The 23097-nt window shown below is 72.3% G+C and carries 25 protein-coding genes; 13 read left to right on the forward strand and 12 right to left on the reverse strand.

What is annotated here, in order from left to right; genetic code table 11:
- Position 1: 1 nt before the first annotated feature.
- Positions 2-868: an MHYT domain-containing protein gene (locus tag ACZ3I3_RS02960; RefSeq protein WP_467362041.1), complete on the reverse strand. Its 867-nt coding sequence runs from the start codon at positions 866-868 to the stop codon at positions 2-4.
- 287 nt (positions 869-1155) lie between these two features.
- Between ACZ3I3_RS02960 and ACZ3I3_RS02965 the strand changes: the two genes are divergently transcribed.
- Positions 1156-2028 carry a glycerophosphodiester phosphodiesterase gene (locus ACZ3I3_RS02965; protein ID WP_467362042.1) on the forward strand — a complete coding sequence of 291 codons (873 nt, stop codon included), beginning with the start codon at positions 1156-1158 and terminating at the stop codon, positions 2026-2028.
- A gap of 73 nt (positions 2029-2101) precedes the next feature.
- Entirely contained in the window at positions 2102-2656 is a 555-nt protein-coding gene (locus ACZ3I3_RS02970; RefSeq protein ID WP_399410138.1) for a methylated-DNA--[protein]-cysteine S-methyltransferase, read from the forward strand.
- A gap of 15 nt (positions 2657-2671) precedes the next feature.
- On the opposite strand, the gene ACZ3I3_RS02975 is transcribed toward ACZ3I3_RS02970, so the two are convergent.
- The gene (locus ACZ3I3_RS02975) at positions 2672-3097 is read right to left on the reverse strand and encodes a VOC family protein (RefSeq protein ID WP_467362043.1); all 426 of its coding nucleotides are present in this window, start codon (positions 3095-3097) and stop codon (positions 2672-2674) included.
- 102 nt (positions 3098-3199) lie between these two features.
- On the opposite strand from ACZ3I3_RS02975, the gene ACZ3I3_RS02980 reads away from it, so the two are divergent.
- A complete protein-coding gene (locus tag ACZ3I3_RS02980; RefSeq protein ID WP_467362704.1) occupies positions 3200-4105 on the forward strand; it encodes a pseudouridine-5'-phosphate glycosidase in 906 nt (301 codons plus the stop codon).
- Positions 4102-5067 (forward strand): carbohydrate kinase family protein, encoded by a 966-nt coding sequence (locus ACZ3I3_RS02985; RefSeq protein ID WP_467362044.1) that lies wholly within the window; start codon positions 4102-4104, stop codon positions 5065-5067. The genes ACZ3I3_RS02980 and ACZ3I3_RS02985 overlap by 4 nt, the downstream gene beginning before the upstream one ends.
- Before the next feature lie 26 nt (positions 5068-5093).
- Here the strand turns inward: ACZ3I3_RS02985 and ACZ3I3_RS02990 are convergent, their stop codons facing one another.
- Entirely contained in the window at positions 5094-5888 is a 795-nt protein-coding gene (locus tag ACZ3I3_RS02990; RefSeq protein WP_467362046.1) for a methyltransferase domain-containing protein, read from the reverse strand.
- A 265-nt stretch (positions 5889-6153) separates the two neighbouring features.
- Here ACZ3I3_RS02990 and corA point away from each other — a divergent pair, with 265 nt between their 5' ends.
- Positions 6154-7281: a magnesium/cobalt transporter CorA gene (corA, locus tag ACZ3I3_RS02995; protein WP_467362047.1), complete on the forward strand. Its 1128-nt coding sequence runs from the start codon at positions 6154-6156 to the stop codon at positions 7279-7281.
- A gap of 42 nt (positions 7282-7323) precedes the next feature.
- On the opposite strand, the gene ACZ3I3_RS03000 is transcribed toward corA, so the two are convergent.
- Both ACZ3I3_RS03000 and ACZ3I3_RS03005 read right to left on the reverse strand, forming a co-directional pair.
- Complete coding sequence (locus tag ACZ3I3_RS03000) at positions 7324-7752, reverse strand: CBS domain-containing protein (RefSeq protein ID WP_467362049.1); 429 nt, start codon at positions 7750-7752, stop codon at positions 7324-7326.
- Between the two features lie 138 nt (positions 7753-7890).
- Positions 7891-8523 carry a nucleoside/nucleotide kinase family protein gene (locus ACZ3I3_RS03005; RefSeq protein WP_467362051.1) on the reverse strand — a complete coding sequence of 211 codons (633 nt, stop codon included), beginning with the start codon at positions 8521-8523 and terminating at the stop codon, positions 7891-7893.
- Positions 8524-8694: 171 nt separating this feature from the next.
- Here ACZ3I3_RS03005 and ACZ3I3_RS03010 point away from each other — a divergent pair, with 171 nt between their 5' ends.
- The 3 genes from ACZ3I3_RS03010 to ACZ3I3_RS03020 all read left to right on the forward strand — a co-directional run bounded on the left by ACZ3I3_RS03010 (position 8695) and on the right by ACZ3I3_RS03020 (position 11766).
- Positions 8695-9399, forward strand: coding sequence for a DUF2293 domain-containing protein (locus ACZ3I3_RS03010; protein WP_467362706.1), 705 nt, complete (start codon positions 8695-8697; stop codon positions 9397-9399).
- A gap of 231 nt (positions 9400-9630) precedes the next feature.
- Positions 9631-10110 carry an anthrone oxygenase family protein gene (locus ACZ3I3_RS03015; RefSeq protein ID WP_467362052.1) on the forward strand — a complete coding sequence of 160 codons (480 nt, stop codon included), beginning with the start codon at positions 9631-9633 and terminating at the stop codon, positions 10108-10110.
- A 165-nt stretch (positions 10111-10275) separates the two neighbouring features.
- Entirely contained in the window at positions 10276-11766 is a 1491-nt protein-coding gene (locus ACZ3I3_RS03020) for a glutamate synthase subunit beta (RefSeq protein WP_467362053.1), read from the forward strand.
- Positions 11767-11820: 54 nt separating this feature from the next.
- On the opposite strand, the gene ACZ3I3_RS03025 is transcribed toward ACZ3I3_RS03020, so the two are convergent.
- The gene (locus ACZ3I3_RS03025) at positions 11821-12306 is read right to left on the reverse strand and encodes a carboxymuconolactone decarboxylase family protein (protein WP_467362055.1); all 486 of its coding nucleotides are present in this window, start codon (positions 12304-12306) and stop codon (positions 11821-11823) included.
- 47 nt (positions 12307-12353) lie between these two features.
- On the opposite strand from ACZ3I3_RS03025, the gene pdxR reads away from it, so the two are divergent.
- Positions 12354-13766, forward strand: a complete 1413-nt coding sequence (gene pdxR / locus ACZ3I3_RS03030) for a MocR-like pyridoxine biosynthesis transcription factor PdxR (RefSeq protein WP_467362057.1) — start codon at positions 12354-12356, stop codon at positions 13764-13766.
- A 74-nt stretch (positions 13767-13840) separates the two neighbouring features.
- Here the strand turns inward: pdxR and ACZ3I3_RS03035 are convergent, their stop codons facing one another.
- The 3 genes from ACZ3I3_RS03035 to ACZ3I3_RS03045 form a co-directional block, all read right to left on the reverse strand.
- Positions 13841-14653, reverse strand: coding sequence for an SAM-dependent methyltransferase (locus tag ACZ3I3_RS03035; protein ID WP_467362059.1), 813 nt, complete (start codon positions 14651-14653; stop codon positions 13841-13843).
- Between the two features lie 108 nt (positions 14654-14761).
- The gene (locus ACZ3I3_RS03040) at positions 14762-15016 is read right to left on the reverse strand and encodes a DUF397 domain-containing protein (protein WP_020277664.1); all 255 of its coding nucleotides are present in this window, start codon (positions 15014-15016) and stop codon (positions 14762-14764) included.
- On the reverse strand, positions 15017-15877 hold the full coding sequence (locus ACZ3I3_RS03045) for a helix-turn-helix domain-containing protein (RefSeq protein WP_467362061.1): 861 nt from the start codon (positions 15875-15877) through the stop codon (positions 15017-15019).
- A gap of 217 nt (positions 15878-16094) precedes the next feature.
- Between ACZ3I3_RS03045 and ACZ3I3_RS03050 the strand changes: the two genes are divergently transcribed.
- The 3 genes from ACZ3I3_RS03050 (at position 16095) to ACZ3I3_RS03060 (ending at position 19515) form a co-directional block, all read left to right on the forward strand.
- Positions 16095-16808 (forward strand): ATP-binding protein, encoded by a 714-nt coding sequence (locus ACZ3I3_RS03050; protein ID WP_467362063.1) that lies wholly within the window; start codon positions 16095-16097, stop codon positions 16806-16808.
- The gene (locus ACZ3I3_RS03055) at positions 16805-17239 is read left to right on the forward strand and encodes a hypothetical protein (RefSeq protein WP_467362065.1); all 435 of its coding nucleotides are present in this window, start codon (positions 16805-16807) and stop codon (positions 17237-17239) included. The genes ACZ3I3_RS03050 and ACZ3I3_RS03055 overlap by 4 nt, the downstream gene beginning before the upstream one ends.
- A 359-nt stretch (positions 17240-17598) precedes the next feature.
- Positions 17599-19515 carry an ABC transporter ATP-binding protein gene (locus ACZ3I3_RS03060; protein WP_467362708.1) on the forward strand — a complete coding sequence of 639 codons (1917 nt, stop codon included), beginning with the start codon at positions 17599-17601 and terminating at the stop codon, positions 19513-19515.
- A gap of 23 nt (positions 19516-19538) precedes the next feature.
- On the opposite strand, the gene ACZ3I3_RS03065 is transcribed toward ACZ3I3_RS03060, so the two are convergent.
- The 3 genes from ACZ3I3_RS03065 to ACZ3I3_RS03075 form a co-directional block, all read right to left on the reverse strand.
- A complete protein-coding gene (locus ACZ3I3_RS03065) occupies positions 19539-19721 on the reverse strand; it encodes a hypothetical protein (protein ID WP_037674458.1) in 183 nt (60 codons plus the stop codon).
- Between the two features lie 155 nt (positions 19722-19876).
- Positions 19877-20566 (reverse strand): DUF899 domain-containing protein, encoded by a 690-nt coding sequence (locus ACZ3I3_RS03070; RefSeq protein WP_467362067.1) that lies wholly within the window; start codon positions 20564-20566, stop codon positions 19877-19879.
- A 146-nt stretch (positions 20567-20712) separates the two neighbouring features.
- A complete protein-coding gene (locus ACZ3I3_RS03075; RefSeq protein ID WP_467362069.1) occupies positions 20713-22077 on the reverse strand; it encodes an amidohydrolase in 1365 nt (454 codons plus the stop codon).
- 46 nt (positions 22078-22123) lie between these two features.
- Between ACZ3I3_RS03075 and ACZ3I3_RS03080 the strand changes: the two genes are divergently transcribed.
- On the forward strand, positions 22124-23086 hold the full coding sequence (locus ACZ3I3_RS03080) for an endonuclease/exonuclease/phosphatase family protein (RefSeq protein WP_467362071.1): 963 nt from the start codon (positions 22124-22126) through the stop codon (positions 23084-23086).
- The last annotated feature ends 11 nt before the right edge of the window (positions 23087-23097 follow it).

Consider the following 23097-nt stretch of genomic DNA (forward strand, 5'->3'; position numbering starts at 1 on the left):
GTCAGCGGTTCTGCGGGGTTCGGGAGCCTCGGTGCTCCACGGTGCGGCGGGGGCGGAGCCGCAGGCGCTGCGGGTTGTGGGGCGTGTGGACGTGGGCGGGAATGCCGGGCCGGTGCTCGACGGGGACGACCGCGGGCTTCCCCATGACCATCAGCGGGTCGAACATCACCACGACGCCGGCGAGGAGGAGGAAGGCGAGCGGGCCGATCAGCATGGGCGCGAGCAGGGCGGCGGGTGACTCTCCCGCGGTGGGTTCGGCCGTGCCGTGCAGGTGGACACTGAGGCCGGCCATGCCGGTGTAGTGCATGCCACTGACGGCGAGTCCCATGACGAGGCTGGCGCCCACGCTCCACAGCAGGCCCCTGACCTGGCCGGCCGCCCACAGAGCGGCGGTGGCGGCGGCCATGGCGATCGCGACCGAGATGCCGACGGTGAGCGTGTCGTACTCCAGTTTCCCGTCCACGTGCATGCTGGCCATGCCGAGGTAGTGCATCGACGCGATGCCCAGGCCGGTGATGGTGCCGCCGGTGAACAGAGCCGTTCCGCGGGCTCCCTTGTAGCCGACGATGAAGATCCCGACGCCCACCATCACGATCGCGACGGCCAGGCTCGCGAAGGTCATCGGCTTGTCGTAGTGGATCGTGGCCCCGCGGACCGTGAACCCCATCATCGCGATGAAGTGCATGGTCCATATGCCGGAGCCGATGGCGGCCGAGCCGAGGGCGAGCCAGCCGGGGCGCCAGGAGTGGGCGACGAGCATGGATCTGGTGGTGCAGCGCAGGCCGAGGGCGCCTCCGAGGCAGGCCATGAGGTAGGCCACCAGGGGTGTGACCAGGCCGTAGCTGAATCCGTCGACCGTGCCCTGCATGCGCGGCTGCCCTTCCCGCCCTTTGCGACCCGGAATTCCCGATGTGCGCCCCCTCCCAGGACCGCGGCAGCGGTCAGGGTTGACGCAGAGAGTATGACCCCCACCGGAATGGTCGAACGACTTTCCGGCAAAGAAACACGTCCTTGCCCCAGTTGTGCGCTACCGGTGTGCGGAGTTGGGTCCTCTCCATTCAACCTGTGGCCATCCTGTACCCCTCTTTCGTTGACTCTCTGCTGTCACAGTTGAGCTGTCTGTGATGCCGTGATCGCCCGACGCGAGGAGTACGTATGCACGCGCGCGCTGTTGCCGCCTCGACCACCGCGCTCCTGGGGACCGCCGCCCTCCTGTTCCCTGTCTCCCCTGCGCGGGCCGCAACCGGCGGCGGCTGGCCGCTGGTCATCGCACACCGGGGAGCCTCCGCGTACGCGCCCGAGAACACGCTGGCCGCCGTGGACAAGGCGGCCGAGCTGGGCATCCGCTGGGTGGAGAACGACGTGCAGCGCACCAGGGACGGTGAGCTCGTCGTCCTCCACGACGACAACCTGCGGCGCACCACGGACGTCGAGGAGGTCTATCCCGGCCGGGCTCCCTGGAAGGTGAAGGACTTCACCGCCGCCGAGATCGCCCGTCTCGACGCGGGCGGCTGGTTCGGCCCCGCGTACGCGGACGCGCGCGTACCGACGCTGGAGCAGTTCGTGAACCGCGTCGAGCGTCATCACCAGAATCTCCTTCTGGAGATCAAGAACCCGGAGCTGTATCCGGGCATCGAGCGGCAGACGCTCAAGGTCCTGGCCAACGAGGGCTGGCTGGACCGGTCCCACGTGGCGCGACGGCTGGTCGTGCAGAGCTTCAGCGCGGACAGCGTGCGGAGGGTGCACGAGCTGAAGCCCGCTGTGAAGACCGGCCTGCTGGGCACGCCGCCCGTGGCTGCCCTGCCGCTCTACGCCGGTTTCGCCGACCAGATCAACCCGCCGTACGGCTCGCTCTCCACGGCGTACGTCTCTTCCGTCCAGGCGTTCACCGGGCCGCACGGCAGGCCGCTGCAGGTCCTCACCTGGACGGTCGACGGCGCGGCGAGGGCCCGGCGGGCGGCCGGGTACGGGGTCGACGGGATCATCACGAACAAGCCGGACGTGGTGCGGGAGGCCGTGGGCGGGTGAGGCAGGCCGGCCGCCCGTGGGCGGTGCGTCCGGCCGGGGCGGCGTTGTCAGTGGTGGGTCGTACGGTGGGCGCATGGACAGCCATGGGCAGGTTGAGCAGCGGGTCGTGTGGGGCGTCGTCGACAGCGCCATCGGCCCGCTGCTGCTGGCGGCGACCCGCGAGGGCCTGGTGAACGTCGTGTTCCACGCCACGGACGCGGTGCGGGACCGGGCCGTCGAGCGGCTGGCGTCACGGCTCGGCACCGAGCCCGCCGAGGCGCCCGGCTCCCCGCTGCTGGCCGAGGCGATACGTCAGGTCGAGGCGTACTTCGCGGGTGAGCGTCGCGCCTTCGACCTGCCGCTGGACTGGTCGCTGATCTCCGGCTTCAACCGCGAGGTTCTGCGCGAGCTGGCATCCGGAGTGCCGTACGGCACGGTCGTCGGGTACGGCGATCTGGCCGGGCGGGTCGGCCAGCCGGGCGCCGCCCAGGCCGTGGGCACGGCGATGGGCGCCAACCCGCTGCCGGTGGTGGTGCCCTGTCACCGGGTCGTCGAGAGCGGCGGCGGAATCGGGGGCTTCGGGGGCGGCCTGGAGACCAAGCGGAAGCTGCTGGCCCTCGAAGGGGTGCTGCCCGAGCCGCTGTTCTGAGGCCTTGCGCCCTGGTCAGTCGTAGTGCCGCGCCTCGAAGACGTTGCCGTCCGGGTCGCGGAAGTAGAAGCTGCGCGTGGCCTTGCCCCGGGCCCCGAAGGAGTCGTACGAGAGGTCCGACACCGGTACGGAGCGTTCCTCCAGGCGGCTGAGAAGGGCGTCGAAGTCGCCCCGGGGCAGAGACAGACAGACGTGGTTGACGGGGTGCCCCGCGCTGTCGGCGGCGCCGGGCAGCATCGTCATCCGTTCCGCGAAGGTCAGCGGCATGAGGTCGAGGATGGTCTCGTCGTTGACGCGTACGGAGGGGAACGGCACCTCTCCGGCGGCGAACTCCGTGAGCCTGAGCGTTTCCAGGCCGACGGCCTTCTCGTAGAAGTCCGCGGCGGCGAGCGGGTCGCGCACCCAGAGGACGACGTGGTCGAGTCGCGTGTTGTCCGTCATGCACCCCAGGCTCGTGATGTCGCCGCCGGCCCGCAAGGGTTTGGCCCGGCGCGCCGCCCGCCAGAGATGAGGGAAGACCGACCGACAGGAGGCAGGCGCGTGGTGCTGGTGGTGTCAGAAGAGGTGCGGGAGGCGATCGACGCGCGTCGGCCCGTGGTGGCCCTGGAGTCCACGATCATCGCCCACGGGCTGCCGCGGCCGCGCAACCTCCAGGTGGCGCTGGAGCTGGAGACGGCGGTGCGGCAGGAGGGCGCGGTGCCCGCGACGATCGCCGTGCTGGACGGGCGGCCCCACGTCGGGCTGGACAAGGAGCAGCTGGAGCGGGTGGCGAACGAGGACGGCATCCGCAAGCTGGGCCACCGCGACCTGCCGCTCGCGGTGTCCTCCGGGGTGAGCGGGGCGACCACGGTGTCGGCGACGGCGCTGCTGGCGTCGCTGGCGGGCGTGCGTGTGTTCGCGACGGGCGGTCTCGGCGGCGTGCACCGGGAGTGGACGGTGACGCAGGACGAGTCGGCCGATCTGGGGCTGCTGGCGCGGGCGCGGATCACCGTGGTGTGTGCCGGGGTGAAGTCGATCCTGGATGTGCCGGCGACCTTGCAGCGGCTGGAGACGCTGGGTGTCGCGGTGGCCGGTTACGGGACCGACCGGTTCCCCGGCTTCTATCTGTCCGACTCGGGGCATCCGGTGGACTGGACGCTGCGGACGCCGGAGGAGGTGGCGGGCGTCATGCGCGCCCAGGACGCGCTCGCCGGGCCGGAGTCGGCGCTGATCGTCGCCAACCCCGTCCCCGAGGAGGAGCAGCTCGATCCGGAGCTGCACGCGCGCGTGCTCACGGACGCGCTGCACGCGTGTGAGGAGGAGGGAATCACCGGCCAGGCCGTCACGCCGTTCCTGCTCGACTACCTCGTGCGGCACACCGACGGTGCCTCCCTGAGCGCCAATCTGGCGGCGGTCCGCGGCAACGTACGCCTGGCGGCGCGGATCGCGGCGGCCTGGGCGCGGGGATGACCCGGGCCGGGGCCGACCGCGGGGCGGCAGGCCGAGCCGGCCGGGCGGGGACCTCGGCAGGCGGCGGGGCGCTGCTGGTCGTCGGGGACGTCATCACGGACGTCGTCGCGCGGCATGCGGGGCCGCTCGCCGCCGGTACGGACACGGCTGCCTCGATCCGGACGGTGCCGGGCGGGGCGGGTGCCAACGTGGCGTGCTGGGCCGCACACCGGGGCGCGGCGGAGGTGCGGCTGCTGGGGCGCGTGGGGGCGGATGCCGCGGCCTGGCACGAGCGTGAGCTGGTGGCCCAGGGCGTGCGCCCGCGGCTCGTCGTGGACCCGCGGGCGCCCACCGGCACGGTGATCTGCCTGGTGGACGCGGGCGCTTCGGCGGAGCGGACGTTCCTCACCGACAGCGGCGCGTCATTGCGGCTCGAACCCGCCGACTGGTCGGACGCGCTGCTCGACGGCGTGGCCCGGCTGCACCTGTCGGGCTATCTGTTGTTCTCCGAGCCGAGTCGCGCCCTGGTGACGGTGGCTCTGCAAGGCGCACGCGCGCGTGGCGTGCCGGTGAGTCTCGACCCCGCGTCGGCCGGTTTCCTCGGGGAGCTGGGGGCCGGGCGGTTCCTCGGGCTCGTCGAGGGCGTGGACGTGCTGCTGCCCAGCCGGGACGAGGCATGCCTGCTGACGGGGCTGACCGACGCGGCCGACGCGGCGGCCGAGCTGAGCCTGCGAGTGCCGCTGGTGGTGGCCAAGCAGGGGCACGAGGGGGCGCTCGTCGCCCGCTCGGGGAAGGTGTGCGCCCGCGTCCCCGCCGTACCGGTGACGCCACGGGACACCACGGGCGCCGGTGACGCCTTCACCGGCACGTTCCTCGCCGCCCTGCTCGCGGGTGCCGGGCCCGAGGAGGCGGCGGAAGAGGGCTGCCGGGCGGGTGCGAGCGCGGTGGAACAGGTGGGCGGCCGACCGCCCCTGCCCGGCTGATACCCGGCGCGCCGCACCACCTCTGACTACTGCTTGCGCCCCCACGCCGAGATCATCGGAGCCGTCGTCAGATCGAGGGCGCCGGACGTGACGTTCGCGAGATGCCGGTCGATGTCCTGGTCCGTGGCGAGGCCGGCGGTGACGAGCTGGTCGCGGATCTGGCGGATCGTCACGGACTCCAGGGCGGCGCAGGCCGGCGAGGCGACCGGGAAGTAGGCGTCGGCGTGCACCCGGGTCACGCCCGCCTCCCGGAGCAGCCGCGGGAGGACGCGGCCGCAGGGGAGTTCGGTGCCGCGGTCGGCGAGCAGTCTGCGGAAGCCGTGCCGCAGCCGGTTCGCGAGCTGCTGCTCGGGGCCGTGCTCGTCGGGGCAGAGCAGCGGCTGGAGGGCGGGGTCGGCGTCCTCGACGAGGATGCGCCCGCCGGGGCGCAGGGCCTGGACCATGGACCGCATGGCCCGTGCCCGGTCGGCCACGTGGACGAGGGCGAGACGGGCGTGCACCAGGTCGAAGCCCTCCCCCGGCGGCTCCTCGGCGCCGAGGTCGTGCACGCGCACCTCCACGGGGGGCCGGGCAGCGGGGACGAGCCGTGAGGTGTCGGTGCCGGTCGCGACGACGCGTCCGGTCGGGCCGACCTTCTTCGCCAGCCAGGACACCACGGAGGTGCCGCCCGCTCCGACCTCCCAGCACCGCCAGCCGGATCCGATGCCGAGCGCTTCGAGATGCCGGAACGTCGTGGGGTCGAAGAGAGCGGCGAAGGCGCTGAAGTGCTCTGCCGCCTCGGTCTGCCGGTTGTCGAGGAGGTACCCGTCGGTTCGCGTCATGCCGCGATCATCCCATTTATCTGACTTGTCCGTGATGGTCGACGCTCCGGTGCGGAGAACCGCCCGGCGCCGGCACGCGTCGAAGTCTCGAGGACAAGGACACCCCGAACGTCTGGGGGCGAGGGCACCCGGAGTCGGTCATCCACAGCCGGGAACAAAGCGGAACGAGCCGTTTCCACAGGCTTACCCGCAGCTCACGTCCGCCTGGCAGACTGACGCGGCAAGGCGCGGGACGGCGCGAGGAGCTCCACGCAAGGAGATGCAGATGTCCATGGCAGGGAATCTGCGCAAGGTCACGAGCCTCGGCGGGGTCGGCGGCCTCCGCAAGGTGGCTCGGCTGGCCCGGCGGCGCCCGCGCGTCGACCTGAGTCACCCGGCCCGCTCCCCGCTGGGCTCCTCGGTGGTGAACTGCGTGACCTACCGGGACGGTGCGCGCACCGAGGCGCGCGGCGATCTCGAGGACACCATGGAGTGGGTGCGCAAGAAGGGCGAGGGCTTCGTCTGGCTCGGCCTGCACGAGCCGACCGACCAGGAGTTCGCGGGCATCGCCGAGCTCTTCGACCTGCACCCCCTGGCCGTGGAGGACGCCGTCGAGGCCCACCAGCGCCCCAAGCTGGAGCGCTACGGCGAGACGCTCTTCGCGGTGTTCAAGACGGTCTGCTACGTCGAGCACGAGGAACTCACGGCCACCAGCGAGGTGGTGAACACCGGCGAGATCATGGTCTTCGTCGGCAAGGACTTCGTGATCACGGTGCGGCACGGCCGGCACGGCTCGCTGGGCCCGCTGCGCGAAGAGCTGGAGTCCGACCCCGACCAGCTGGCCAAGGGCCCGTCCGCGGTGCTGCACGCGATCGCGGACCACGTGGTGGACGACTACCTGACCGTCACGGACTCGGTGCACGAGGACATCGACCAGGTCGAGGCGGACGTGTTCGCGGAGACCGGCGCGCGGGCCGACCCGGGGCGCATCTACCAGCTCAAGCGTGAACTCCTGGAGCTGAAGCGGGCGGTGGTGCCGCTCAGCCGCCCGCTGGAGGATCTCGCCACCCGGCCGATCCGGGCGGTCGACCCGGAGATACAGGCCTACTTCCGCGATGTCTCGGACCACCTGCTGCGGGCGAAGGAGCAGATCGCCTCCTTCGACGAACTGCTCAACTCCATCCTCCAGGCGCACCTCGCGCAGGTCACGGTCGCGCAGAACGAGGACATGCGCAAGATCACGGCGTGGGCCGCGATCGTGGCCGTGCCGACGATGGTCTGCGGGGTGTACGGCATGAACTTCGACCACATGCCGGAGCTGCACTGGCGATACGGCTACCCCATGGTCATCGGCGTCATATCCATCGCGTGCCTGTCGCTGTACCGGGGGTTCCGGCGCAGCGGCTGGCTGTGACGAGGGCCGTGACCTGCGGGGTCGTGGCGGGGTGAGGCGCGCTCAGCGCGGGGTGCTCCTGGCGTAGACGCTCTCGGCCCAGGAGGCGATCTGGTCGCCCGCCAGATGCCGGGCCAGGTCGGACTCGCTGATCATGCCGACCAGGCGCTTGTCCTGGATGACGGGCAGCCTGCGGATCTGGTGCTCCTGCATCTCGTGGAGCACCTCGCCGACGTCGGCGTCCGCGTCGATCCAGCGAGGCGTGCCCTTGGCCATCTCCCCCGCGGTGACCTCGGCGGGGTCGTGGCCCATGGCGACGCAGCCGACGACGATATCGCGGTCGGTGAGGATGCCGCAGAGCCGCTCGTTCTCGTCGCTGATGGGCAGGGCGCCGACGTTCAGTTCGCGCATGAGCTGGGCCGCGCGGTCGAGGGTTTCGTGAGCGGGGATCCACTGGGCGCCGCGGTGCATGATGTCTCCGGCGGTGGTCATGGAGTACCTCCCGGTGCCGGACGGCCGGCGCGGCGCGGGAGGCACCGCGAGTCCCGGCGCCCTTCATTCTCGCCGCGTCACCCGGCGCCCGCACACGGAACAGCGGCCCCCGAGCCCCCCGGCGGACAGGGCTGCGACTCAGCCGCCCCATGCCGGATGGCGCGGATCGTCGGCCCGTACCAGGACGTCGGCCGTGCCCGCCGGGTCGGTCTCCTGCTCGTAGCGCTCGAAGGCCGGCAGGGTCCAGTGCTCGGCCTCGGGCGTACGGCGGCGCAGGGCGCCCGGGGAGAGCAGGACGTGGACGCTCAGGTCGAAGGGGAACCAGTGCCGAAGGAGGAAGGGACCGTGCAGCAACAGCACGCCGCCGGGCGGGAGTTGGACGTAGGGGCTGCGGGTGGCCCGGTCGGCGTCCGGGTCCCACAGATCGGGCAGGACACGGCCGTCACCCCCGGCTTCGAGCGGGCCGAACACCTCGCGCCACAGGGCGCTGGTGTCGTACCAGCCGCTGTAGTAGGACTCCACGTCCCGGTGGCCGTACTCCAGTCGCACGGAGGCGGGGCGCAGAAAGCCCTCCGTGCCCACGACGAGCGAGGAGCGGCCGCGTATGCGCAGCGCCTCGGAGACCCGGCGGGCGAGGTCTCCCGGGCGGGCGGCCGGGGCGCCGTCGAAGGCGATGCGCGGCCAGGGACTGCCGTCGGCGGGCTTCAGGTCGAGCAGGCGCTCGGCGAGCGTGTCGCCGAGCCGGTCCCAGGTGATCGCTTCGAGTCGCACACGGCCCATGATGCGTCAGGCCGCGGCAGGACGTGTCAGGCCGGCGAACGCCACGGACACCGGGAAGGACGCGGCAGAAGCGGAGGCGCCGAGGCCGCCGAGGTCTCCCCGGCGGACGCGGTGCGCGCCGCCGTCGGCGGGAAGGAACCCCCTATGGTCCCGGACCGCCGTATGGCCCCGCACGCGACACTCCCGCCCCGCACCCCCACCGGACTGCTCGTCTTCCAGCCCCTCAAGCGGCGGCACTGCGCCGAGTGCCGGCGAGGGCCGCTGCCGCTGCTCGTCCTGGAGGACGCCACCCCGCGCTGCCTCGACTGTGCCGACCTCGCACATCTGGTGTTCCTGCCGCGCGGCGACACCGCGCTGACGCGCAGAGCGCGGGAGGAGAGCGCGCTGTCGGCGGTGGTCGTGCGGTTCAACCGGCGCAAGAGCCGCTACGAGCGGCAGGGCGTTCTGGTCGAGGAGGCGGCACTCGCCAGGGCCGAGCAGCGGTGTCTGGCGGACGCCGAGGCGCGACGGCGGCGCCGGGTGCGGGACGCGCGGCGGCGGGCGGCCCAGGACGCCCGGTTCGCCGAGGCGTTCGCGGCGGAGATACAGCGGCTGTTTCCCGGCTGTCCGGCCGACCGTGCACGGGACATCGCCGCGCACGCCTCGGAGCGGGGCAGCGGGCGGGTGGGCCGCAGCGCGGCCGGGCGGGCGCTGACGGAGGGGGCGGTGACGTCGGCGGTCGTGGCGTCCGTACGGCATCTGGACACGCCGTACGACCGGCTGCTGATGAGCGGGGTACCGCGGCACGAGGCGCGACGGCGGATCGCGGCGGTGGTGGAGACGGTGCTGAGGGGATGGACCGAGGCGCGGCTCGGCTCCACCGGGTGAGCCGGGCCGGCCGGCCGGTCGATCGGCCGGTCAGCCGGTCAACTGGTCAATCGGTCAGCCGGTCGATCGGTGGACGGGTGACCCTCGCGTGGTCCGGCCACCGGTGGGCCGTGGACGTACGCGTATGGCCCCGCGCCACTCGGCCATGGTCACTGTTCTCGTACGGGAATTCACTTGTGGTGAGGAGCGGCGCCGGGGCAGGATCCCGGCTCGACGGCGGGAGAGGCTGACATGATCGACGGACCGTACTTCGTGCTGACGGTGCTGGGTGTGCTCGGGACCGGCCTGGTGGCCGGGGTGTTCTGCGGCTTCTCGACCTTCGTCATGCGGGGCCTCGCCACGGTGCCGCCCGCGCAGGGGGTCGCCGCGATGAACGCGATCAACGTGGCCGCGGTGAGACCGCCCTTCATGGCGGTGTTCCTCGGGTCGGCCGTGCTGTGCGCGGTGATCGCCGTGGTGACGTTCGTGCTGTGGCCGGACGAGGGGACGGTGGAGCTGCTGGTCGGCAGCGCGTTGTACCTGTTCGGCTCGTTCGGGGTCACCATGGTCGCGAACGTGCCGCGCAACGACGCGCTGCTGAAGCTCGCGCCGGGCACCTCGGAGGCGGCCGCGTACTGGCCGGTGTATGTGCGCGAGTGGACGATGTGGAACCACATCCGCACGGCCGCCTCGGCGGGGGCGGCGGTGGCATACGTGCTGGCACTCACCTGAGCGCGCCGGCAGACGCGCCGGCCGCGCTCGGCCGCGCCCCGTGTCCCGCCCTCCTGCGTGCGTGGCCGCCCCTCTGCGGGGCTGCCGCCGCGGACGTATCGTGGCCGGTAGGAGCGCCGACCGACGACGCACGGCCTGTCACACGCGCACGCAAGGAAGACGGCCATGGCCGACCCCAAGGGCTTCATGACCACCCCCCGCCAGGACTGGCCGCGCAGGCCCGTCGACGAGCGGGTCCGGGACTGGGACGAGGTGTACGTCCCCGGGGCGCTGCTGCCGATCATCAGCAAGCAGGCCGACCGCTGCATGGACTGCGGCATCCCCTTCTGCCACGAGGCCTGCCCGCTGGGCAACCTGATCCCCGAGTGGAACGACCTGGTGTCGAGGGAGGACTGGCGGGCGGCCGCCGACCGGCTGCACGCCACGAACAACTTCCCGGAGTTCACCGGCCGGTTGTGCCCGGCGCCCTGCGAGACGGGATGCGTGCTGGCGATCAACCAGCCGGCCGTCACCATCAAGAACGTCGAGTGCGCGATCGCCGACCGTGCCTGGGAGGAGGGCTTCACACCGGCGAGGCCGCCGGAGCGGCTGTCCGGCAAGACGGTCGCGGTGATCGGTTCCGGGCCCACCGGGCTGGCGGCGGCCCAGCAGCTGACCCGGGCGGGGCACACGGTCGCCGTGTACGAGCGGGACGACCGGCTCGGCGGGCTGATGCGGTACGGCATCCCCTCGTTCAAGATGGAGAAGCACCATCTGGAGCGGCGGCTGGAGCAGATGCGGGCCGAGGGGACCAAGTTCCGTACGTCGACGGCGGTCGGGCGGGACATCGGGGCCGACGACCTGCGGACCCGCTACGACGCCGTGGTGCTCGCCACGGGCGCGACCGCGTGGCGCGAGCTCGACGTGCCGGGGCGGGAGCTGACGGGCATTCACCAGGCGATGGAGTACCTCCCGCTGGCCAACCGGGTGCGCGAGGGCGATCTGGAGACGTCCCCGCTGTCGGCCGCGGGGAAGCACGTCGTCATCGTCGGCGGCGGCGACACCGGGGCCGACTGTCTGGGCACGGCCGTCCGGGAGGGTGCCGCGTCCGTGACGCAGCTGGACATCTACGCGCTGCCGGACACCGAGCGCGACGAGGACAGGGAGCCCTGGCCGACGTACCCGGTGCGGGTCTACCGGCTGTCCGCCGCGCACGAGGAGGCCCGGGACCTGCGGACGGCCCCGGTGGCCGACGCGGACGCGCGGCTGTTCGCGGCGTCCACGCTGCGCTTCGACGGTGACGAGGAAGGCCGTGTGCGGTCACTGCACCTGGTCGAGGTGGACGCGCGGCGCCGCCCGATGGAGGGCACCGGGCGGACACTCCCCGCCGACCTCGTGCTGCTCGCCCTCGGCTTCTCCGGGCCCGACCGCGACGACGGGCTCGTCGACCAGCTGGGGCTGGACATGGAGCCCCGCGGCACGATCGCGCGCGACGCCGGCTTCGCCACGAACGTGCCCGGCGTGTTCGCCGCCGGAGACGCCGCCCGCGGCCAGTCGCTCATCGTCTGGGCGATCGCCGAGGGGCGGGCCGTGGCGGCGGCGGTCGACCGCCATCTGACGGGCAGTTCGAGGCTCCCGGCGCCGATCGGACCGTACGACCGGCCCATGACGGTCTAGGCGTACGGCCGGTCCGGTCCCCCCTCTCCCCCTCTCCCCCCCCCGACGGGCCGATCACCGCTCGTCCGTCCCCGCCACCTTCCGCGTCGACAGCGCCACCCGGTTCCAGGTGTTGATCGTGCAGATGAGGGCGAGGACCTGGGCCAGTTCGCGCTCGTCGAACAACGCGGCGGCCTCCGCGTAGACCTCGTCGGGGACACCCGCGTCGGCGACGAGCGTCATCGCCTCCGTGAGGGCGAGGGCCGCCTGTTCCCGCTCGGTGAAGAAGTGCCGGGCCTCACGCCACACGGCGACCATGTGCAGCCGGTCCTCGCTCTCGCCGGCCTTGCGGGCGTCGTTGGTGTGCATGTGCAGGCAGTACGCGCAGTGGTTGAGGTGCGAGGCGCGGATCTGGATCAGTTCGACGAGGGCCGGATCGAGGCCCTCGCGGGCGGCGGCGTCGAAGGCGACGAGGGCCCGGAAGGCCTTCGGGGCGGACTTGGCGAACTCCAGCCGGGGCGCCTTCACCTGCGTGCTGTTCGTGCTCGGGTGCGTCGTCATGTCCTTCAACCTACGGGCCGCAAAGACCCACTGTAGGGTGCATTTTCATGGTGGATTCGTGGGTCAATTCGGCGGAACGGATCGGGTCCGACCTGCATCTGGAGCTGACCGGACCGGGCGGGCGGCGCGCGGCGCTGATCCGGGCCCTGCGGGAGGCCGTACGCGGCGGGCGGCTCGCTCCAGGCACCCGGCTGCCGCCGTACCGCTCGCTCGCGGCCGATCTCGGCGTCGCCCGCAACACGGTGGCCGACGCCTATGCGGAACTCGTCGCGGAGGGCTGGCTCACCGCCCGGCAGGGCTCGGGCACGCGGGTCGCGGAGCGTGCCGGGCTGTTGCGGCCCCCGGCCCGCGTGCCCCGAAAGGCACCTCCACGCGCGCGTGGACCCCGGCACGACCTGACGCAGGGCACGCCGGACGTCTCGTCGTTCCCGCGCACCGCGTGGCTGGCCTCCTACCGCAGGGCTCTCCAGCAGGCGCCCAACGAGGTGTTCGGCCCGGGTGATCCGGCCGGCCGGATCGAACTGCGGGAGGCACTCACGGAGTACCTGGCACGCGCGCGTGGGGTGCGCACCGAGCCGGGCAGGATCGTGATCTGCTCCGGCTTCGCGCACGCGCTGCGGCTGCTGTTCGGCGGGGGCGTGCTGCGCGGGCCCCTGGCGGTGGAGGCGTACGGGCTCGGATTCCACCGGGAGATCCTCACGGCGGCCGGGGTGCGGACCGTGCCGCTCCCCCTCGACGAAGACGGCGCCCGGGTCGACCGGTTGGGGCGCGAACGGGCCGTGCTGCTCACTCCGGCACACCAGTTCCCGACCGGGGGGCCGCTGCACCCCGCGCGCCGGTCCGCCGTGATCGACTGGGCACGCGCGCGTGGCGGGCTGCTCCTGGAGGACGACTACGACGGGGAGTTCCGCTACGACCGCAAGCCGGTCGGCGCGGTCCAGGGCCTCGACCCCGAGCACGTGATCCACATCGGCTCGGTCAGCAAGAGCCTGTCGCCGGCGGTGCGGCTGGGCTGGATGGTGCTCCCGGAGCGGTACGTCGACGCCGTCCTGGCCGCCAAGGGGGACCGGGAAGCGTGGGCGAGCGTCCTCGACCAGCTGAGCCTCGCGGACTTCGTCGTCTCCGGGGCTTACGACCGTCACGTACGGCGGATGCGGCAGCGCTACCGCGGCCGGCGGGACCGGCTCGTCGCGGCGCTCGCCGAGCACGCGCCGCACGTCGAGGCCACCGGTATCGCGGCCGGGTTGCACGCGGTGCTGCGGCTGCCGCCCGGCACCGAGGCGTCCACGGTCAAGGCAGCCTCCTGGCAGGGCATCGCCCTGGACGGCCTCGCCGCGTTCCGGCACCCGGACACGGACATGGCGGCGGGCGACGGCCTCGTCGTGGGGTACGCGACGCCCTCCGAGCACGCGTACGGACCGGCCCTGGAGGCGCTGTGCCGTGCACTGCCGCCGCCGTGACCGGCCCATGAAGCGCGAGGAGCTACGGCGCGCGCGACCGCGTGGAGCTGCGGCTTGCGCGCGACCACCTGGAGCTACGGCTTGCGCGCGACCGCCCCGTACCCCGGAATCACCCCGTCGTCCTGCCCCGGTACGGGCTCGCCCAGTTCGGGGTGCCAGCGGTGGGGCACCTCGACGCCGGGCTCGACGAGGTCGAGGCCGTCGAAGAAGCGGGTGAACTCCTTGCGGGAGCGCAGGGCCAGGGTGACGCCGGCGGCGCGGAGCTTCTCGGTGGCCGCCTTCGACTCCTGAGGAGTGAAGTCGGCCGTGGCGTGGGTGATGACCAGGTGGCTTCCGGAGGGCAGTTCGGCGAGCAGCCGGCGGACCAGGTCGTGCGCGCCGTCGTCGTCGGAGACGAAGTGCAGCAGCGCGATGAGCGACAGCGCGACGGGCCGGGAGAAGTCCAGAGCCTTCCTCGCGCCCTCCAGGATGGCGTCCGGGTCGCGCACGTCGGCCTGGAGGTACTCGGTCACCCCCTCGTCCGTACCGCGCAGCAGGGCCGCCGCGTGGGCCAGCACGATGGGGTCGTTGTCGCAGTAGACGACCCGGGCGTCGGGGGCGATCTCCTGGGCGACCTGGTGGAGGTTCGGCTCGGTCGGGATGCCGGTGCCGATGTCCAGGAACTGCCGTACGCCGTTCGCGGCCAGCCAGCGCGTGGCCCGGTGCATGAACGCGCGGTTGACCCGCGCCATGACTGGCACCCTCGGGTCGAGGGCGAGCATCTGCCGGCCCATCTCCTCGTCGACCGGGTAGTTGTCCTTGCCGCCGAGGTACCAGTCGTACATCCGCGCGGGGTGAGGTCTGGTCGTGTCGATCTGGACGGCCGGTGTGGGGTCCTGCCCGGTCATGAGGCACTCCGTAAGGCACAAAGGATGGTCAATTCAGCACCACAGTCAGAAAGTCGAGCGTCAGAAAAGTCGAACGTCAGAAAGTCGAGCGTCAGAAAGGCAATCGCGTCAGGACAGCAGGAAGTCCGCCTCCCCCGCCTTCGCCCCTTCGATGAAGGCCGTCATCTCGTCGGTGGTGTAGATCAGCGCCGGACCGTCCGGGTCGGTGGACTGCCGGACGGCGATCCGGCCGTCGGCGAGCTTCATCGCCTCCAGGCAGTTCCCGCCGTTCCCGCCGCTCCACGGCTTGTGCCAGCCTTCGCTGCCCAAGTCGCGCGCGGGCATGCCGTTGTAGACGTGTTTGCGCGGCTTGATGCGATCCATTCACAGCTCCTTGCGGAGATCCCTGAGGATCTCCTTCGTGCGTTGTGCCGTAGCGGCCTGCGCCGCCATGCGGTCCATGACCTCGAGGTGGGTCGCCACCTCGGCGCGCGCGTCGAGGTAGACCGCGCCGGTCAGGTACTCGCTGTAGACCATGTCCGGCAGTTCGGGCATGGCAAATCGGAACAGCACGAACGGCCCGTACGTGCCCGGGTGCGGCCCGGTCGCGAACGGGGCGACCTGCAACGTCACATGGGGCAGTTCCGTGGCCTCGAGCAGCCGGTCGATCTGGGCGCGCATCACCTCCGGGCCGCCGACCGGGCGCCGCAGCACGGTCTCGTCCATCACGACCCACAGCCGGGGCGCGTCCTTGCGGGTGAGCAGTTCCTGGCGCTGCATCCGCAGGGCGACATGGCGCTCGATGTCCTCGGGCCGGGTCTGGCCGACGGCGCCCGAGCGGAGCACACCGCGCGCGTAGTCCTCGGTCTGCAACAGCCCGGGGACGAAATGGGGCTCGTAACTGCGGATGACGCCGGCCGCGCCCTCCAGGCTCACGTACATCGAGAACCAGCCGGGCAGGATGTCGTGGAAACGCTGCCACCAGCCGGGTTTGTTCGCTTCCTCGGCCAGCAGGACGAAGGCGTCTGCCTCCTCGTCGGAGATTCCGTAGGCCTTCAGGAGGAGTTGGAGGTAGGGGATTTTGAGCGCGACCTCGGCCATCTCCATACGGCGGACCGTGGCGGGGGCGACGCGGAGGATGCGGGCGGCTTCCTCGCGCTTCATCCCCGCGCGTTCGCGCAGGTCCAGCAGGCGCCGGCCGAGGACGACCTGACCCACCGTCGGAGCGGACCGCGGTTCGCTCACGCTCCACCTCCACCAAGAGTTCTGACGACCGGCCACAGAAGAAGCTGACAGTCCGGCGGCGCCATGCGAAGACCTATTCGAAGAGCCGGCCACCCGAACAGATGTTCCGAACAAAACTTCGACAGCTTCAACTGGCGCCGCACGGGGTGCTGTTGCGAGCAGTGTGCCACGGCCTTCCAGACCGTCACACAGCACTCTGCAATTTTCAGAGTGACACTTGCCAAGTGTTCACGGCGGGGCGATAGTGGCAAGCGTGATTCCGTCCGCGCCCTTAGGAACAGACGCCGCCGCAGGCCCTTACGGTCTGGGTGCCAGCCCGGAAGCAGGCCCCGTGGGGGCCGCTGCCGAGCGCCGGTTCCGTTTCGAGCTGGCCGCACATCCGGGGTCTCCCGCACAGGCCAGACGTCTGACGCGGGCCCGGCTGACCGGCTGGTCGGTGTGCGAGGACACGTGCGACAGCGCGGCCCTGGTGGTGTCCGAACTGGTCACCAACGCCATCGTGCACACGGCGAGCACCCACATAGTGTGCGAGCTGCACGACGGCGGCGACCTGGTGCGGATAGCCGTGCGTGACGAGGGCTGCGCTCCGGGTCAGCCCCATGCGGCCGGCCGCACCCGGCCCGAGGAGGAGCACGGGAGGGGACTGCTTCTCGTCGACGCCCTCTGCGACGCCTGGGGTGCCCATGAGCACGGCCCCGGGCTGCTGGTCTGGGCCGAGCTGCCGCGCAAGGCCGACACCCCGCACGACCCGGCGGAGCCCCGGAACGACCTGGGCTGGGGCACCCGCCCGAAGCCGGGGCCGTCCGACGACTCGGGCGACTCGGGCGACGGGGACGGAGCACGCCGGACGCGCCGTACGCAGGGCGCTCAGGAAGTCCCCGCTCATGAAGTCCCGGCGCAGGAGCGACGCCGAAAGCGAGGGCCTGCATGAGCCCCGGGCGCGGTGGCCGCGTCCTGAACCTCGACACGCTGGCCCGGCTCCGGCGCGAGCTGCGGACGACGGGCCCGGCTCTGCGGCTGCCCGTGCCCGACGGCATGACCGCCCCGCTCGGCTGCGACGCGGTCGCGGTACCCGCCCGTCTCGGCCCGCTGGTCATGCCCCGGCTGCCCCGCACGGGCTGCGTGTACGCCGACGCGACGCACTGGTGGTGGCTGGTGCCGTCCGACTCCGACCACGCCCTGGAATGGCCGGCCCCGGCGCACTACGCCACCGGCGCGGTCGTCCCGGACGTCCCCGAATTGCCCGAACTGATCCACCGCCCGGACGGCACGCTGCCGTACACCCCGCCGATACCGCTGTATCTGGCCCTGTGCCGGGTGACGGGGACCGCCCCGTCCTGGTCGCGGCCGGTCACCGCGTAGGGCTCGACAAGCCCGTCACCACGCCAGGGCCCGACAAGCCCCTCACCACGCCAGGGCTCGACAAGCCCCTCACCACGCCAGGGCCCGACAAGCCCGCCGGACACGGCTCGGTCGAGGCCTGGGCACCACCCCTGCGACTCCGCGCCGCCTCATGCCTTCCCCGCCCGATTCGTGCGCCCGCGCGCCTCCGGCGCCCCGGGCTGCGCCCTGCCCGGGCGGGCTCCGCCCCCGCCATAGTGACCGTTCGTCCACGAGCGGGGCATGAGCAGGGAGGTCGGTCGACGGTGGCGAAGAAGCGGACCGCGCCGGAGGTGTCCGAGTCGGAGCGGCTGCTCTTCGGCGGGCCGCTGCGCTACGACATGGGCTGGAACCAGCACGCCGACGCGTTCCTGGAGCTGAACTTCCGCGCCATGATCACCCGGCTGCCGTCCTTGCTGGCGTCCAGTCTGCGGCTCGCCCGGCAGGCCGACCGGGGCGCCGCGCGGATCGTGCTGGCCGCCGAGGCGGGCCGGGGCGTGGCGCAGGCGGTGGCGCTGCTCGCGGTCAACAGCGTGCTGGCCCGGCTGATGGGCGGCGGCGCCATCGAGGAGCGGCTGCGCGGCGCCCTGCCCGCCCTGGTCACCGTAGCCGTCGTGATGCTGCTCGCGGCGCTGCTGCGGGCCGCGAGCACCTACGCCACCGGGCGGCTGGAGCCCAAGGTGGAGCGGGTGGCGACCGAGCAGTATCTGGAGCGAGCCGCGGCCGTCGAACTGGCCGCGATCGAGGACCACGCCTTCCACAAGTTGCTGGACACCGCGCAGTACGGCGCCGCCTCCGCGCGCCGGATGATCTCCTACGGAACCCGCGTGATCAACGCGATGATCTCGCTGGTCGCGGCGGCAGGCGTGCTGACCGTGCTGCATCCGGCGCTGCTGCCGCTGCTGGTCACGATGACCCTGCCGAGCGCCTGGAGCGCGCTGACCGTGGCCCGGCGGCGCTACGAGTCCTTCCACGCCTGGGTGCAGCACGCCCGGGCGGGCCGGCTGATCGGCAACCTCCTGATCGAGCCCGAGGCGGCCCCCGAGATCCGGGTGCACGGGGTGGGCGCGTTCCTGCTGCGGCACTTCCGCGCGATGTCGGAGACGGCGGAGGCCGAGCAGGCCCGGCTGGCCCGGCTCGCCGCCCGTACCGGCCTGATCGCGGCGGCGTGGACGGGCCTGGCGACGGTGGCGACGTACGCGACGCTCGGCGGGCTGCTGCTGGCGGGCGCGATGGCCCTGTCGGTGGCGGGTACGGCCGTGATCGCGATCCGGACCGGCTCGCAGAGCCTCGACACGCTCGTGGTGGAGGTCAACGCGCTGCACGAGGAGGCCCTCTTCGTCGGCGACCTGCAACGGCTGTACACGGAGGCGGCCCAGCGGGCCATCCCGGTGGGCGGCCTGCCGCTGCCGGAGAACCCGCGCGAGATCCGCTTCGAGAACGTCACGTTCCGTTACCCGGGCGACTCCGCCCGCCCCGCCCTCGACGACGTCTCGCTCACGCTCCCGCTGGGCCGGATCGTGGCGCTGGTCGGCGAGAACGGCTCGGGCAAGACGACCCTGGTCAAGCTGCTCGCCGGGCTCTACACCCCGGAGAAGGGGCGGATCCTGTGGGACGGGGTGGACGCGGCGACCGCCGACCGGCACCGGCTGGCCGAGCGGATCGCGATGGTGGCGCAGGACTTCAAGCGGTGGCCGTTCACGGCCCGGGTGAACGTCGCCCTGGGGCGCACGTCGGTGCCGGTGTGCGAGCAGCGGCTGGCCGCGTCGATCGCCGAGGCCGGGGCCGAGACGGTGATCGAGGACCTGCCGCGCGGGCTGGACACCCTGCTCGCCCGCAACTTCAGCGGCGGGCACGAACTGTCGGGCGGCCAGTGGCAGCGGCTGGGCATCGCCCGTGCGGCCTACCGCAGGGGCCGCATCCTGATCGTGGACGAGCCGACGGCGGCCCTGGACGCCCGGGCCGAGCTGGAGGTCTTCGAGCGGATCCGTGCCCTGGCCGACAGCGGCCAGACGGTCGTCCTGATCACGCACCGGCTGGCGTCCGTACGGCACGCGGATCTGGTGCACGTCCTGGACCAGGGCCGGCTCGTGGAGTCCGGGACTCCGGACGAGCTGCTGGCGACGGGCGGTCTCTACGCCGAGCTGTACGCGCTCCAGGCGGAGCAGTTCGCCACGTCATCCACGACGGTCCAGCCGGTGCAGCCGGTGCAGCCCGTCGCGCCGGTCCCGAAGGTGCCGTCACCGAAGGCGGGCTGAGCCCCCTCGGGGCACGGCACGTGTCAGGCCGCCGCGTCGGCACCGTCCCCGCTGCGCACGATCACCAGGAACATGTCCGTGGCGAGATCCATGACGACCTCGGCAGGCAGGCCCTCCAGACGCCGCGCCTGCGCGAACTCCTCCGCCGGCCAGGAGCCACGCGGCCCACCGGCGGGAAAGCTCTCGAGCACCGTTCGCCCGTTCACCCTGCACCTCCATGTCGCGCTGTACTCGTAGAGTTAAACGCCAACCATGGGGTGAACGGCTCGCGAAGTGACGGTTCTGAGACGTAGTTGACACTCGTTCACCACCGAGTGTGACCAAACTCTCAGCCGATTGGTCTATCTTTTCACTTTCCGTATCAGTCGTCGTACTCATCGTGATAGCGGACGCGCTCACTTCCCGCAGGCGCCCCAAGAGCTGATGCACGCCCCTTGGGCTCCTCCCACTCCTCCTGGCGGCCCAGTGCGGTGAGATCCAGCAGGCTGGTGGTCGAGCCGAGGCCGTCGAGGCCGCGCTCGTACGTCGAGTAGGTGTGGAAGATCCGGTCGCGGTCCCGGAGGAAGCAGCTGAGGCCCGGGCGCTCGACGAGCTCGCCCTCGCGCGTGAGGGTCACCTCGAAGTCGTGGTTGAAGTCGCTGCCGTACGACGAGTACCAGGGCACCGTCCAGCCCATCCGCGCCTTGAACGGCAGGATCTTCGGGTACGGCGCCCGGGACACGGCCGCGAACGACGTACCACGGGCGTTGAGATGGGCGAGATGCCCCACTTGGTCCAGGAATGCGGAGCAGCTGCGGCAGCCGGCGTCCCACTCGGGCGCGAACATGAAGTGGTAGACGACGAGCTGGTGCCGGCCCTCGAACAGGTCGAGCAGGGTGGCCTTGCCGTCCCCGCCCTCGAACACGTACTCCTCGTCGACCTCCACCATGGGCAGTTCGCGCCGCTCGGCATTGAGCGCGTCCCGCGCGCGGGTGGCGGCCTTCTCCTTGACCAGCAGTTCCGCGCGCGCCGCGCGCCACTCCTCACGCGAGACGATCTCCGGAAGCGACATGGGCCCTCCTGTGGCAACGGTCCGTCCGGGGTGGTGACCGGCGGGAGGGACGGAACTCATCGCTGCCCCGGAAGGAATCTCGGGGGAGGGAAGGACTTTCGTCAGGGTCCTTCGAGACGGTCAGGTGTCGCAGTCCGTCCAGACGGTCAGGTGTCGTAGTCCTGGATGCGTCGGCCGTGGCTGCGGTCGACGAGGGCGGGCAGGCGCTGCTCCAGCTCCCGTACCACCGCCGGCACATCGATCGTCAGCAGCGTCCGGTCGCGCATCAGGATCCGTCCGTCGACGATCGTGGTGCGGACGTCGGCGGAGCGGGCGCTGTGCACGAGGGTGGCGGCGAGGTCGTGGACCGGCTGGGTGTGCGGCCCGGTGAGGTCGACCAGGACGATGTCCGCCCGCCGCCCCGGAGCGATGCCGCCGACGCTGTCCCCCAGTCCCACGGCACGCGCGCTCTGGAGGGTGGCGTGGTGCAGGGCCTGGCGGGAGGTCAGCCAGCGCGGGTCGCCCTCGGAGGACTTCTGGACCAGGGATGTCAGGGCCATCGACTCCCACACGTCGAGGGAGTTGTTGGAGGCGGCGCCGTCGGTGGCGAGTCCGACGTCGACGCCGATGTCGCGCAGGGCGCGGATCGGTGTGGTGTCGGGCCAGGCGAACTTGAGGTAGCCGCGGGGCGCGGTGGCGACGGCCGTACGACCCGCCGCCCGTTCCAGGACGGGCAGGTCGCGGTCGACGATGCCGGTGCCGTGGGCCAGGAGCACGTCCGTGTCGAGGACGCCGGTGCGTTCCAGGACCTCGACCGGGGTGACGCCGTGGCGGGCGAGGCTGGTCTCGGTCTGGTCGCGGTTCTCGGCTGCGTGGAGGTGCACGGGCAGGCCGTGTTCGCCGGCGAGCCGGGCGGTGGCGGCGAGGTCGGTGTCATCGACCGTGTAAGGGGAGTGCGGGGCGAGGGCGGTGGTGACGCGGCCGTCGGCGAAACCGCGGTACCGCAGCGCGAACTCCAGTGACCGCTCCCGGCCTTCGGGGCCCTGGGAGGAGAAGTAGGCCTCCCCCAGCAGCGCCCGCATGCCGCAGTCCGCGACCACGTCCGCCACCGCGTCCATGGCGAAGTAGTGGTCGGCGAAGCACGTGACGCCGGCGCGGATCATCTCGGCGCAGGCGAGCCGCGCCCCCAACTCGACGTCCTTGCCCGTGAGGTTGGATTCCACGGGCCAGACGACGTCGTTGAACCACTCCTGTGTCGGCAGGTCCTCGGCGAGACCGCGCAGGGCGACCATCGGCGCGTGCGTGTGACAGTTGATCAGACCGGGCAGGGCGACCTGGCCCCGGGCGTCGAGGCGCTCGGCGGCGGGCAGGTCCGCGACCGCGGCGGTGGTCGTCACGGCCTCGACGACACCGTTCCGTACGACGATCGCGGCGTCCTCCTCGAACCCGATGCGCTCTTGATCGTCGTGCACGAGGACGGTACATGCGCTGATGATGAGGTCGGCGGGACTGCCCGCGGCGGAAGGCGTCATCGCGCCAACGTACGACCGACCTGTCGGCTTCTGAAAGGAGCCCGGCATGCTCCTCGGCACCTGGAACCTGGAGAACCTCTACCGGCCCGGCGGCCCGTACGGCCCGAAGGACGAGGCCGCGTACCAGGCCAAACTCGCCGCGCTCGCCGCCGTGATCACGGAACTCGACCCGACGCTGCTCGGCGTGCAGGAGGTCGGGGACCCCGAGGCGCTGGAGGACCTGGCCGGGATGCTCGACGACGACTGGCATCTCGCCCTGTCCGGGCATCCGGACGGCCGGGGCATACGGGTCGGGTTCCTGAGCCGTACGGCCATGACGGTGCTGGCCGACACGACGGCCTTCCCGGCGGAGCTGCGGCCCGTGCAGGTGGACGACTCCGGGGTGGCGGTGACGCGGGCGGGGCGGGGCTTCCTTGCCGTGGAGGTGGAGCAGGCCGAGGCGACCGAGGGCGGGCCGCTGCGGGTGGCCGTCTGTCATCTGAAGTCGAAGCTGCTGTCGTACCCGAACGACCGCTTCCAGCCGCGCGACGAGGGGGAACGGGCCCGCTACGGCGCCTACGCCCTGTACCGGCGGGCCGCCGAGGCGACGGCCCTGCGCGCCCTCGCGGACGAACTCCTGCACGGCGACGGACAGGGCAGGGACGTAGCCGTACTGGGCGACCTCAACGACGAGGTGCAGGCCGCGACCACCCAGATCCTGCTCGGCCCGCCCGGCTCCGAGATCGGCACGCCGGGCTACGAGCAGGCCGACCGGGGCGACGCGACCCGGCTGTGGGACGTGGCCCCGCTCATCCCGCCCGGGCAGCGCTACTCCCGCGTCAACTCCGGGCGCCGCGAACTGATCGACCATGTGCTGGTGAGCCACCGCCTGGTGCACCGGGTGACGGCGGCGGGCACGGGCCTGCCCGGCGACGGCCCGCCCGGTCTGCCGTCGATCGGCCCCGACCCCTCGGAGCGGCGGGACGCGCCCGGGTCGGACCACGCGCCGGTGTGGATACGGGTCGGTTGAGGGCCGGTTGA

The organism is Streptomyces sp. NPDC016851, assembly GCF_055562795.1.